Consider the following 12,944-nt stretch of genomic DNA (forward strand, 5'->3'; position numbering starts at 1 on the left):
ATCTTATTTTCCCGGAATATCATTGAAATGGCGACTGAACGTTATAATCCGCGCGATGCCGAGCCCCGTTGGCAGCAGACCTGGAACGATGCCAAGGTTTTCGAGACCGACAACAGCGATCCGCGCGAAAAATACTACGTTCTGGAGATGTTTCCCTATCCGTCGGGCCGCATCCATATGGGCCACGTGCGCAACTATGCCATGGGCGACGTGGTGGCCCGCTACAAGCGCGCCCGCGGTTTCAACGTCCTGCATCCGATGGGCTGGGACGCTTTCGGCATGCCGGCTGAAAATGCCGCTCGCGACAACAAGGTGCATCCGAAGACCTGGACCTACCAGAACATCGAATCCATGAAGGCGCAGCTGAAGGCCATGGGCCTGTCGCTCGACTGGTCACGCGAGTTCGCCACCTGTGACGTCGAATATTACCAGCAGCAGCAGCACCTCTTCCTCGACATGATGGAAAAGGGACTGGTTTATCGCAAGCAGTCCAAGGTCAACTGGGATCCGGTCGACCAGACGGTTCTGGCCAACGAGCAGGTTATCGACGGCCGCGGCTGGCGCTCGGGTGCGCTGGTGGAGCAGCGCGATCTGGTGCAGTGGTTCTTCAAGATCACCGATTTCAGCCAGGATCTGTTGGACTCGCTCGATACGCTCGACCAGTGGCCTGAAAAGGTCCGGCTGATGCAGAAGAACTGGATCGGCCGATCCGAGGGCCTGACGGTTCGCTGGGAAATCGTCAGTTCGACGGCACCCGCCGGCGAAAGCGAAGTCGTGGTCTACACGACCCGTCCCGACACGCTGTTCGGTGCTTCGTTCCTGGCCATCGCCGCCGACCATCCGCTGGCCAAGGCCGCAGCTGCGCAGAATCCGGCTATCGAAGCTTTCGCCGAGGAATGCCGCCATCACGGGACCTCGCTCGCAGCGCTGGAAACGGCCGAGAAGAAGGGCATCGATACTGGCGTCCGCGTCAAGCACCCGCTCGATCCCTCCTGGGAACTGTCGGTCTATGTCGCGAACTTCGTGCTGATGGATTACGGCACCGGCGCCATCTTCGGCTGCCCGTCCGGTGACCAGCGAGACCTGGATTTCGCCCGTAAATATGGCCTGCCTGTCGTGCCGGTCGTCATGCCGAAGGACGCCGATGCCGCGACCTTCGAGGTCGGTGAGACCGCTTACGTCGATGACGGCGTGATGATCAATTCGCGCTTCCTCGACGGCAAGACGACCGATGAAGCCTTCGAGATCGTTGCAAATCGTCTGTCGGAAACGATTGTCGGCAATATGCCGCAGGGCGAGCGCAAGGTGAATTTCCGCCTGCGCGACTGGGGTATTTCCCGTCAGCGTTATTGGGGTTGCCCGATCCCCGTCATCCATTGCGATGATTGCGGCGTCGTGCCGGTGCCGAAAGCGGACCTGCCGGTCAAGCTGCCGGACGATGTGACTTTCGACCTGCCGGGCAACCCGCTCGACCGCCATCCGACCTGGCGCCACGTCGCCTGCCCGCAATGCGGCAAGGATGCCCGCCGCGAGACGGACACGATGGACACGTTCGTCGATTCGAGCTGGTATTTCACCCGCTTCACGGCGCCCTGGGAGAGGGATCCGACCGATCCGACTGTGGCCAACCGCTGGCTGCCGGTTGACCAGTATATCGGCGGCATCGAGCACGCGATCCTCCACCTGCTCTATTCCCGTTTCTTCACCCGCGCCATGCGCGAGACCGGCCATGTCGAGGTCAAGGAGCCTTTCAAGGGCCTCTTCACGCAAGGCATGGTCGTGCACGAAACCTATCGCCGCGGCTCCGGCCCGAACGGCGAATGGGTAGCCCCGGCCGACGTCCGCATCGAGGAGGTGGACGGCAAACGCCGCGCCACCATGCTCGAGGGTGGCGAAGAAGTCACCATCGGCTCGATCGAGAAGATGTCGAAGTCGAAAAAGAACGTCGTCGATCCGGACGATATCATCGCCTCCTACGGCGCCGATACGGCCCGCTTCTTCGTACTTTCGGACTCTCCGCCGGACCGAGACGTGATCTGGTCCGAGGCCGGTGTCGAAGGTGCTCACCGCTTCACCCAGCGCCTGTGGCGTCTGATTTCCGAAGCCTCGGAGAACTTGGCTGGTATCGATCCGATGCCGGCTAACGAGGGCGAAGCGCTGGCAATCTCGCAGCTCGCCCACAAGACGCTGAAGGCGGTTCAGGGCGATTACGACAGGCTGTCGTTCAACAAAGCCGTAGCGCGTATCTATGAGCTGGTGAATGCGCTTGCGGCGCCGCTCGGCCGGGTCGCTGCCAGCGAGGGCGATGCTGCCTATCGCGCCGCCGTCCGCAACGCCTCGGAAATTCTGATCCAGCTTGTTGCGCCGATGACACCGCATCTGGCGGAAGAATGCTGGGCGGTTCTCGGCAACAAGGAACTGCTTTCCGTAGCCCCCTGGCCGCAATATGACGAAGCGCTCGTCATCGAGAACGAGATCACACTGCCGGTCCAAATCAACGGCAAGAAGCGCGGCGAATTGACAATCGCGCGCGACGCGGATCAAAGTGCGGTCGAAGCTGCGGTTCTGGCACTGGATACGGTCAAAGCGGCTCTTGAAGGCCGGGCGCCGAAGAAAGTCATCGTCGTCCCACAGAGGATCGTAAACATTGTCGTCTGACCGCTCTCTTCGTCGTTTCGGGTTCATATCCGGCCTGGTAATGTTGACTGTGCTTGCCGGCTGCCAGGTCCGCCCGCTCTATTCCGAGGCTTCCGGTACGGGCGAACGCCTGGCTTCGGTCGGCTTTTGGCAACCCCGCACCCGCCTCGACCAGGTTGTCCGCAATCAACTGGTTTTCCTGACCTCCGGGGGTGCCGGCGAGTCGGCTCATCCGGCTTACGAGGTGAAACTATCGACAAAAAGTGCGTCCTCCAACATTAGCGCTGATGAGGACGACGACAATGTCTCTCCGACCGGCGTGCCTGTCCCGGGCCGCGTTCAGGTGGAGGGCATCTACACGATCACCCGCATCAGCGACGGAAAGATCTTGAAGTCCGGCAAGCGTGAGGTCGTATCGCTCATGGATGTCTCGGGTCAGGGTTATGCCTCGCTCCGCGCCGTTCGCGATGCCGAAAACCGCGCTGCAAGAGAGCTCGCTGAATTCATCCGCGCCGAGATCGCCATCGCGCTCGCCCGCGAACCTCAGCCGCAGACGGTATGGCAGAAGTAAAGTCCCACGAATTCGATCGGTTTGCCGAAAAGAGCTCGGATCTTTACAAGATCTTCGTGATCTACGGACCAGATCGCGGCCTTGTCTCAGAGCGTGCAGCACTCATTGCAGGCAAGACGGGCGTCTCTCAGGACGATCCGTTCGCCATGCTCAAGCTCGACGTCTCGGATCTGCAGGGTGACCCCGGGCGGCTTCTCGATGAGGTGAACTCGCTCGGCCTCTTCGGCGGCTCCAAACTCGTATGGCTGCGCGGTGCCGCCAACGAAAAACCCCTTCTCGACGCGATGCAGGCTCTCGTGGATGGTCCGCCTCCGGCCAACATCCTGATCGTCGAAGCGGGAGACCTCAAGAAGGGGAGCGGACTGCGCAAGATCGCGGAACCTTCGCGGTCGATCGCTGTCATTCCCTGTTATGCGGACGACGTGAAGGCGCTGAACGGGCTAATCGATTCGGAACTGGGGAGCGAAGGTCTCAGAATCAGCCAGGGCGCGCGCCAGAGGCTCCTGGAGCTGCTCGGCGGGGATCGAGTAGCCTCCCGTAACGAGATCCGCAAGCTCGCTCTCTATTGCCGTGGTATGGGCATGGTCGAGGAAGAGCATATCGATGGGATTATCGGCGACGCGAGTGCCGTTTCAGCCGACGAGGCCGTCGATGCGATCCTCAGCGGTGACTTGCCGGGCCTGCACCGTGCCATCCAGAAGGTCGTCTCATCGAAGACCCCAGTTTTTCTTGTCCTGCAATCCTGCCTGAAACAATTCCAGCTACTGGATCTGATGAAGGCGGAAATGGAGGAAAAGAAGCTCCAGACCGCCCAGGTCATGATGACACTCGGCCGGCATATTCACTTCAAGCGCAAACCGCTCATAGAAAAGGCGCTGAGAACATGGAGTTCGCCAGCGCTCGCGCGTGAAACGGAAAGGCTGCAAGCCGCAATCCTGATGTCGCGGCAGAGGCAGAGCCTGGAACCCAACATTGCCTTTCACACGCTGATGGCCACGGCTATTCAATCAAGCCGTTGAATTTCCTAGATTATCTCCGTTCCAGAAGACGGCAGATCTCCTCGAGCTGCTCCAGCGTCCGATAACCGATCTTGATCTGGCCCCCACCATTCTTGTGGTTGATCTTCACCTCCAACCCGAGGGAATCGGAAAGGGTCCGCTCAAGCGCCAGCGTATCGGAATCTTTTTGTTCCGCTTTCGAAACGGTTGTCGGCTCGGCTTGAGCCTTGATATCGTTCTGAGCCAGCTTTTCGGCATCCCGCACCGACATTCCCTTGGCAATAATGGTACGCGCCAGTGAAGCCGGATCCGACGTCGTGATCAACGCACGGGCATGCCCCGCGGAAAGGCTCCCTGCTGCCAGCATATCCCGTACCGGTTCGGGCAGCTTCAGCAGGCGAAGACTGTTGGCGACATGGCTTCGGCTCTTACCGATGATCTCGCCCAGATCGTTCTGAGTATAGCCGTGCTCGGCGATCAGCTGGTCGTAGCCAAGGGCCTCTTCCAGGGGATTGAGGTCCGAACGTTGAACGTTCTCGACGATTGCGATCTCGAGTGCTGTCCGATCGTCCACGTCGCGGACGATGACAGGAATTTCGATCAAGCCCGCCAATTGGGCGGCACGCCAACGACGTTCGCCGGCTATGATTTCATATTGTGCAGGGCCTCGCGGCCGAACAACGACCGGCTGAACGATTCCGTGCTGACGAATGGAGCTGGCCAGATCCTGCAGCTCGCCCTCATCGAAACTCCGACGCGGATTCTTCGGATTGCGGGATACATGCTCAATCGGGACCATACGATCCGGATTAACGCTCCGGGCACCGTTATCGGCGGGCGCCTGCTGATCCATTTCGCCTATGAGCGCTGCAAGACCGCGCCCGAGGCGCCGTTTCGATAGGTCGTCGTTCATTCTTATCACTCACTTGGTCTGAATCAGGCGGCTTTACGCCTGCGTTCTCGCTGGATGACTTCGGAAGCCAGTTGCAAATAAGCTTGGCTGCCCGCGCATTTCAGATCGTATAGGATCGCCGGCTTACCGTAAGAAGGCGCCTCGGATACACGGACATTGCGCGGAATCAGCGTATGATAGACCTTCTCGCCAAGATGCGTCCGCACATCATTGACAACCTGTTGAGCCAGGTTGTTTCGGGCATCGAACATGGTGAGGACGATTCCCTGGATATCGAGCGACGGATTGACGCTGCGACGCACCTGATCGACCGTTTCGAGCAACTGGCTCAACCCTTCCAGTGCAAAGAACTCGCATTGCAACGGCACCAGGATGGAATGAGCCGCGGCCATGGCATTCATCGTCAACAGGTTGAACGATGGGGGGCAGTCCAGAAGAATATAGGAATAGACCAGGGCGTCATCGCCGCTCAAAGCGCTTCGAAGCTTGAATGCCCGATCAGAAGCCTGGGAAATTTCCATTTCGAATCCAAGCAGGTCCATCGTCGAGGGAACGATGTGCAGGTTTGGAACCGCCGTCTCGAGCGCCGTCTCCGCTATGGAGTTGTATCCCATCAACAAATCATAGGAAGAGAGCTTGCGGTCTCGACGGTCGATACCCAGCCCGGTGCTGGCATTGCCCTGCGGATCAAGGTCGATGATCAGAACGCGTTCGCCAATTGCCGCAAGGGCCGTCGCCAGATTGATTGCCGTCGTTGTCTTGCCCACGCCGCCTTTTTGGTTGGCAATCGTGATAACCCGATTTCTTTCAAACATTCAGCACCTGAAAATCTAGGGTTCTTTGTGCCTTAAATTGCTAATCTCGAGGATAATTGAATCCGGCTCGACGGCACTCTGATGTTTTACCAGATCGAACGACCAACGGCCACGGGCTTTCTCGACTTCCGCGGCGTAATCCCTGCCTTTATGGAAAAAAGCTCTTGTATCTTTGCTAATCATCCAAGGCGATGTGTAGGCAAGAAGTGGATCGAGCTCGGCAAGGGCTCTGGCGGAGATGCGCTCGCAATCGGGAAGGGCCGTGAAGGCTGATTCGATTCGCAAAGGATGGACTGAACCCCTGGCACCCGTTTCATTGAGCGCCACTCGAAGAAACGCGGCCTTTTTCTGATTGCTCTCAACCAGATGAACCCATCCCTGTTGTGTCTCGGCCAGAAAGATGGCCGTTATCACGCCAGGGAAGCCACCCCCGGAACCAAGATCGAGCCATCTATATGGATGAGGGGAGAGTTGGAAGATTTGGGCGCTGTCAGCAATATGACGCCGCCACAATTCGTCCAGTGTGGAGGGAGCAACCAGATTGATGGCCTTTGCCCACTTCTGAAAAAGCGCTGCAAAGTGCTCAAGCTTCTCCTGCGTTTCACGTGAAACACTCTTGCCGTTCAGAAGCATTACAGGACTCGCCTGACGCGCTGCGGTGCAGCTTCTTCTTTGCGAAGGAGTGCTAGGATGAGCGCAAGGGCAGCGGGCGTCATTCCGTCAACCTTGGACGCCTGTGCCAGATTGCCGGGGTTTGCCGCCGTTAGCTTCAGTTTGAGTTCATTGGAAAGTCCAGGAAGCGCTGAAAAATCAAAGGCTTGCGGGATAACTCGCGCCTCGTCCCGGTGAGTGGCATGGATGTCGGCTGCCTGCCGGTTCATATAGACCGCGTAGGACGCTTCGATCTCCAATGCTTCAGCAACCTTTGGCGGAAGTTGTTCCAATTCCGGCCATATGGCTGTAAGCGCATTCAGCGATTGGTCGGGATAAGCCAATAATTCATATGCCGTTCGTCGTTGACCGTCCTTGTTCAACTTAAGACCAAAGCGATGTGCCTCATTAGGCGTCAGGTTACGAGACTGCAGTAATTCCCTGCCGGCATCTAGTGCCTGGGTATAATCGCGAAACCTTGACGCCCGTTCTGCTCCCACGCAACCAAGTTCGATAGCATTTTCAGTCAATCGAACATCCGCATTATCAGCTCGAAGCGAAAGGCGATATTCAGCGCGCGACGTAAACATTCGGTAAGGTTCGGTGACCCCACGGGATGTCAGGTCGTCCACCATGACTCCTATGTAGGAATCGGCGCGGCTGAAGTGATAGGCGTCGCCGCCGGAAGCTTTACGCGCGGCATTGAGCCCGGCAACCAAGCCCTGAGCCGCAGCCTCCTCATAACCCGTCGTTCCGTTGATCTGCCCCGCAAGGAAGAGTCCAGGAATTTTCTTGACTTCAAGGGCGGCGGTCAACTCCCGCGGATCCACGTGATCATATTCGATTGCGTAGCCGGGCTGGATGATCGACACCGCCTCCAAGCCTGGAATGGTGTGAATGAACGCTGCCTGGACCTCGGCGGGAAGCGAGGTCGAAATGCCGTTTGGATAGACAGTCGAGTCGTCCAGGCCTTCCGGCTCCAAAAAGATTTGATGCCCATCGCGTTCGCCAAAGCGGACGATCTTGTCCTCGATCGATGGACAATAACGCGGACCGACACCCTCGATCTGTCCGGAATACATCGCAGACCGATGGATATTGTCCGAAATGATCCTATGCGTCGCCTCAGTCGTGCGGGTGACGCCACAGGCAATCTGCTTCGTGGTAATCCGGTCGGTCATAAAAGAGAAGGGCACCGGATCTTCGTCGGCTTCCTGCCGGCCAACCCGTGCCCAGTCGATCGTATTTCCGTCCAGCCGAGCAGGCGTACCGGTCTTCAGCCTGCCGAGCCGCAGGCCGAACCGTAAAAGGGTCTCCGATAACCCCAGGGAGGGAGCCTCGCCGACGCGACCTGCGGGGACCTTTTGGTCACCAATATGGATCAAACCCCGAAGGAACGTGCCGGTCGTTAGGACAACCGTTCCGCATCCGAATCGACGGCCATCCTTCAATTCCACGGCCGTCACGCGGTCAGCCTGAATTTCCAGGTCAAACGCGTCCCCTTCAATGACAGTGAGATTGGGGTGGCTGAAAATTTCGCGCTGCATCGCCTGGCGGTAAAGCTTGCGATCGGCTTGCGTCCGCGGCCCGCGCACCGCCGGCCCCTTCTTTCGGTTGAGAAGGCGGAACTGAATGCCCGCGGCATCCGCAACACGTCCCATCAGCCCATCGAACGCATCGACTTCACGTACAAGGTGACCCTTGCCAAGTCCGCCAATTGCGGGATTGCAGGACATGACACCCACCGTCTGCCTATTATGGGTTATAAGAGCGGTCTGCGCGCCCAAGCGCGCAGCGGCACTCGCAGCCTCGCAGCCAGCATGTCCGCCACCGATGACGATTACGTCGAATGTCTTTTCCATTTGGTCACCTTATGAAACCGCGCAAAGCGCCCTGTTTCACGTGAATCACTTACCGATGCAGAACTGCGAAAAGATTACGTCAAGGAGCTGTTCCACATCGACCCGGCCGGTGATGCGGCCCAATGACGACGCAGCCGCCCGAAGGCTCTCGGCTCGAAGATCAAGTTCCTGGCCGTTTAACGCTTCTGCGATAAAATGGGAAGCCTCTTTGAGATACTGAAGATGCCGCTGCCGGTTGGGAACCAGCGATCCGGACCAAGCTTCCTTGAGCTTTAACAGGATCCGTGAACGCAATTCCTCCAGCCCATCTCCCGTTTCACTGGAAATGGCAAGGTCATAACCAGCCGATGGTCGGTGCATATCGACCTTGGTACCGATCCGCAGAAGCTCAGCTTTCACGCTGTCGTAAGTCTGTTTCGAGTCCGAATCGATCTCTTCGAGCTGCAAAACGAGATCGGCCTGCTCGATGGCGATCCTGGCCCTGCGAACGCCTTCCTGCTCAACGCGATCCTCGCTTTCGCGCAGCCCGGCCGTATCGAAGAAACGAACGAGGTAGCCCTCCATATCGATATCGACATGCAGGAGATCCCTTGTTGTCCCAGCAATCTCGGTGACGATTGCAACGTCCCGTTTTGCCAAAGCATTGAGCAGGCTGGACTTACCGGCATTGGGCGGCCCGGCGATAACCACCTTGTAGCCGTCTCGGATAATCTCGCCCGCCTTTGCAGAAGCGATATGTCCCTCGATCTCGAAATAAAGATCACCGACCTCTGTCCATACCCTGTCGGACACCGACCCCGGGACGTCATCCTCATCGGCAAAATCGAGTTCAGCCTCGATCAGCGCGCGAGCTCGGGTCAATCTCTCGGCCCAACCCATATAAAGCGCCGACTGCCCACCAAAACCCTGCTCGACCGCCAGGCGGCGTTGCATCTCGGTCTCGGCGGCGATGAGATCCGCCAGACCTTCGACCTCGACCAGATCCAACTTGCCGTTCTCGAATGCGCGGCGCGAAAACTCGCCCGCGTCCGCCAGCCGAAGTCCGATCGCCTCCAGTTCCTGATAGACGGCGGAAACGACGGCGCGGCTGCCATGCAGATGCATTTCAACGCAATCCTCGCCGGTAAACGAATTCGGACCAGCAAATGCCAGAACCAGAGCCTGGTCGATCACCAGACCGTTGCGGCTCCGAATCGTTCTCAGTCCGGCCTTCCGATCGGCCGGCAGTTCACCAGCCAAAGCCACCGCGGCGTCGAAAGCCTGCGGACCGCTCAAGCGGATAACAGCGACACCCGCCGGCAAGGTGCCGCTCGAGAGCGCGAAGATCGTATCGTTGTCTGCCTGGGCCATGGGTTCAACTTACCAGAGGCGGCACTAAACTGAAAAGCGCCCGGCAAAACCGAGCGCTCCATATCTAATTTGAATCCGGCTAAGGATCAGGTGTTCATCGAGTCGAAGAAATCGCCATTGGTCTTCGTCTGCTTCAGCTTGTCGATCAGGAACTCGATCGCGTCCGTGGTCCCCATCGGGGCCAGGATACGGCGAAGCACGAAGATCTTTTGGAGATCCTGGCGCGGCACCAGCAGATCTTCCTTACGTGTACCGGACTTGAGGATGTCCATCGACGGGAAGATGCGCTTGTCGGCGACCTTGCGGTCGAGCACGATTTCCGAGTTACCGGTGCCCTTGAATTCTTCGAAGATAACTTCGTCCATGCGGCTGCCAGTATCGATCAGCGCCGTCGCAATGATCGTCAGCGAACCACCCTCTTCGATATTACGAGCGGCACCGAAGAAACGCTTCGGACGCTGCAGCGCATTGGCGTCGACGCCGCCCGTCAGGACTTTGCCGGAGGAGGGCACGACGGTGTTGTAGGCACGGCCGAGGCGGGTGATCGAGTCGAGTAGGATGACGACGTCGCGGCCATGCTCGACGAGGCGCTTGGCCTTCTCGATGACCATCTCGGCGACCTGCACGTGGCGTACGGCCGGTTCATCGAAGGTCGAGGAGACGACTTCACCCTTCACCGACCGCTGCATGTCCGTGACTTCTTCCGGCCGTTCGTCGATCAAGAGGACGATCAGATAACATTCCGGATGATTGGCGGTGATCGAGTGGGCGATGTTCTGTAGCAGAACGGTTTTACCGGTGCGCGGCGGCGCGACGATCAGGCCACGCTGGCCTTTGCCGAGCGGCGCCACAAGGTCGATGACGCGGGCGGAGAGATCCTTGGAAGTCGGAACTTCCAGTTCCATCTTGAACCGCTCGTTCGGATAGAGCGGCGTCAGGTTGTCGAAGTGGACCTTGTGGCGGATCTTTTCCGGGTCGTCGAAATTGATCGTGTTGACCTTGAGAAGGGCGAAATAACGCTCGCCTTCTTTCGGACCGCGGATCGGGCCCTCGACCGTGTCGCCGGTCTTCAGCGAGAAGCGGCGGATCTGGGAGGGTGAGATATAGATGTCATCGGGACCGGGCAGATAGTTTGCGTTCGCGGAACGCAGGAAACCAAACCCGTCCTGCAAGACCTCGACCACGCCTTCGCCGATGATTTCGACGTCCTGGCTCGCCAAAACCTTGAGGATCGCAAACATCAGTTCCTGCTTGCGCATGGTGCTGGCGTTCTCGACCTCCAGTGATTCGGCGAAGGTCAGCAAATCGGTGGGGGATTTGCTCTTGAGTTCTTGAAGCTTCATTTCAGCCATGAAGGGGGGACCATATTGAGAATTTCGGGGGGATAGGCGTGTCGGTGAAATTCGCTACCGCGGAAGATGATCCGGGGACGACAGGAAATTACACGCATGCCACGAGATGAGATGGGGAGGAAAATAGCGATTCACGTGGAACGCCGCAAGGGGCAAGACGGAAATCTTGCCAAAGAAAGAATATCCTCGCGTCAGAACGGTTTCACGATCACCAGAATGACGATCCCGATCATCAGAACGGTCGGGAGTTCATTCATCATCCGCCAGTAACGCGGCGTTTTTCGCGGACCATCGACCGCGAAGTTGCGCACCGCGCGGCTGAACAGCACATGCACCATTGTGAGCAGCACGACAAGCCCGATCTTCGCATGCAGCCAGCCGCCACGAAACTCGTAGACGTCCCAGGCGAGAAAAAGACCGAGAACCCAGGTGATCATCATCGCCGGGTTCATGATGATCTTCAGCAGCCGCTGCTCCATCATCTTGAAGGTTTCGGACTGCGCCGAGCCGGGTTCCGCATCGCTGTGATAGATGAACAGCCGCGGCAGGTAGAGCAGGCCCGCCATCCACGAGATCACTGCGATGACATGGAAAGCCTTGATGTAGAGAATAAAATCATTCGGTTGACCGAGATAGACGGCAACCAGGATGGCGACGAAGACCGCAAGCGCGATGAGGGCGCGAAATGTCGAACGCCGTCCCGCCGGCTTGCCGGTCTGCAGCTCCTCCCCACTCACGCGTTCGCTCCCCGCACACGTTCGATCAGCTGGCGCACATGATCCGGATTAGCCTCCGGGGTGATGCCGTGGCCGAGATTGAAGATCAGCGGCCCATGCCCAAGCTTAGCGAGAATAGCGTCGATACCCTCCTCCAGTGACCTGCCGCCGGCGACGACCCGCATCGGATCCAGATTGCCCTGCACCGGGCCATCCTTCTGCAACTCGGCCGCAAACGACAGCGGCACCGACCAGTCGAGGCCGATCGCATCGGCTTTGGTCTTCTGCCGATAGAATTTCAGATTCAGGCCCGCACCCTTGGCGAAGGCGATGATCTTCGCCTGTGGTCGCGCGCTGCGAACGATCTCGATCATCCGGGCCACAGGCTTCACGGCATAGGCGTCGAATTCCTTCTCGCCCAGAACACCGGCCCAGGAATCGAAGATTTGCACGGCGTCGGCGCCAGCATCGATCTGCGCGATCAGATATTCGGCGGAAATTTCCGCAAGCAGCGACAGCAGCCTCTCGAAGGCTTCCGGATGCCGATAGGCGAACAGCCGGGCAGGGGCCTGATCCGGCGTCCCGTGGCCGGCGATCATGTATGTCGCAACCGTCCAGGGCGCACCACAGAAACCGAGCAGCGTGGTTTCCTGGGGCAGTTCCTGTCTCAGCCGGCGAACCGTTTCCATGACCGGAGCGAGATGGGCAAGAACGCCTTCGTCGTTCAACGCCTGAATACCAGCGACATCGATCGGATCCATTTGGGGACCTTCGCCCTGCACGAACCGCACGTTCCGGTGCAGCGCATCCGGGATGACCAGGATATCGGAAAACAGGATCGCCGCGTCGAAACCGTAGCGCCGGATCGGCTGCAAGGTCACCTCGACAGCCAGATCCGGCGTGTAACAGAGATCGAGAAAACTTCCGGCCGCCGCCCGCGTCTCCCGATATTCCGGCAGATAACGCCCTGCCTGTCTCATGAGCCAGATTGGTGGTGGACTGACCGTCTTGCCTTCCAGCACTTGGATGATCTTCCGGTATGCGCCGGTCAATGGGTTCTCCCTAAAAATATAAGAAAT

At 58.6% G+C, this 12,944-nt stretch carries 11 protein-coding genes; 3 read left to right on the top strand and 8 right to left on the bottom strand.

The features are described from left to right. Positions 1–27: 27 nt before the first annotated feature. The 3 genes from leuS to holA are packed head-to-tail and all read left to right on the top strand — an operon-like array spanning position 28 to position 4,227. Complete coding sequence (gene leuS / locus MOV63_RS08255; protein WP_247033244.1) at positions 28–2,658, top strand: leucine--tRNA ligase; 2,631 nt, start codon at positions 28–30, stop codon at positions 2,656–2,658. After that, on the top strand, positions 2,648–3,208 hold the full coding sequence (locus MOV63_RS08260) for a hypothetical protein (protein WP_247033245.1): 561 nt from the start codon (positions 2,648–2,650) through the stop codon (positions 3,206–3,208). The genes leuS and MOV63_RS08260 overlap by 11 nt, the downstream gene beginning before the upstream one ends. After that, positions 3,196–4,227, top strand: coding sequence for a DNA polymerase III subunit delta (holA, locus tag MOV63_RS08265; protein WP_247033246.1), 1,032 nt, complete (start codon positions 3,196–3,198; stop codon positions 4,225–4,227). The genes MOV63_RS08260 and holA overlap by 13 nt, the downstream gene beginning before the upstream one ends. A gap of 10 nt (positions 4,228–4,237) precedes the next feature. Here the strand turns inward: holA and MOV63_RS08270 are convergent, their stop codons facing one another. The 8 genes from MOV63_RS08270 to hemE all read right to left on the bottom strand — a co-directional run bounded on the left by MOV63_RS08270 (position 4,238) and on the right by hemE (position 12,845). Then, positions 4,238–5,119 carry a ParB/RepB/Spo0J family partition protein gene (locus MOV63_RS08270; RefSeq protein WP_038591563.1) on the bottom strand — a complete coding sequence of 294 codons (882 nt, stop codon included), beginning with the start codon at positions 5,117–5,119 and terminating at the stop codon, positions 4,238–4,240. A gap of 23 nt (positions 5,120–5,142) precedes the next feature. Continuing rightward, a complete protein-coding gene (locus MOV63_RS08275; protein WP_038547340.1) occupies positions 5,143–5,934 on the bottom strand; it encodes a ParA family protein in 792 nt (263 codons plus the stop codon). A gap of 15 nt (positions 5,935–5,949) precedes the next feature. Continuing rightward, a complete protein-coding gene (gene rsmG / locus MOV63_RS08280; protein WP_247033247.1) occupies positions 5,950–6,567 on the bottom strand; it encodes a 16S rRNA (guanine(527)-N(7))-methyltransferase RsmG in 618 nt (205 codons plus the stop codon). Continuing rightward, the gene (gene mnmG, locus MOV63_RS08285) at positions 6,567–8,447 is read right to left on the bottom strand and encodes a tRNA uridine-5-carboxymethylaminomethyl(34) synthesis enzyme MnmG (protein ID WP_247033248.1); all 1,881 of its coding nucleotides are present in this window, start codon (positions 8,445–8,447) and stop codon (positions 6,567–6,569) included. The genes rsmG and mnmG overlap by 1 nt, the downstream gene beginning before the upstream one ends. 45 nt (positions 8,448–8,492) lie before the next feature. Further along, positions 8,493–9,797 carry a tRNA uridine-5-carboxymethylaminomethyl(34) synthesis GTPase MnmE gene (gene mnmE, locus MOV63_RS08290; protein ID WP_247033249.1) on the bottom strand — a complete coding sequence of 435 codons (1,305 nt, stop codon included), beginning with the start codon at positions 9,795–9,797 and terminating at the stop codon, positions 8,493–8,495. 86 nt (positions 9,798–9,883) lie between these two features. Beyond that, on the bottom strand, positions 9,884–11,149 hold the full coding sequence (gene rho, locus MOV63_RS08295; RefSeq protein ID WP_105404823.1) for a transcription termination factor Rho: 1,266 nt from the start codon (positions 11,147–11,149) through the stop codon (positions 9,884–9,886). 191 nt (positions 11,150–11,340) lie between these two features. Continuing rightward, complete coding sequence (gene hemJ, locus MOV63_RS08300; protein WP_405029307.1) at positions 11,341–11,886, bottom strand: protoporphyrinogen oxidase HemJ; 546 nt, start codon at positions 11,884–11,886, stop codon at positions 11,341–11,343. Beyond that, on the bottom strand, positions 11,883–12,845 hold the full coding sequence (hemE, locus tag MOV63_RS08305; RefSeq protein WP_405029308.1) for a uroporphyrinogen decarboxylase: 963 nt from the start codon (positions 12,843–12,845) through the stop codon (positions 11,883–11,885). The genes hemJ and hemE overlap by 4 nt, the downstream gene beginning before the upstream one ends. Between the last annotated feature and the right edge of the window lie 99 nt (positions 12,846–12,944).

The sequence above is a fragment of the Neorhizobium sp. SHOUNA12A genome, from assembly GCF_023006505.1.
Taxonomy (GTDB): Bacteria; Pseudomonadota; Alphaproteobacteria; order Rhizobiales; family Rhizobiaceae; genus Neorhizobium.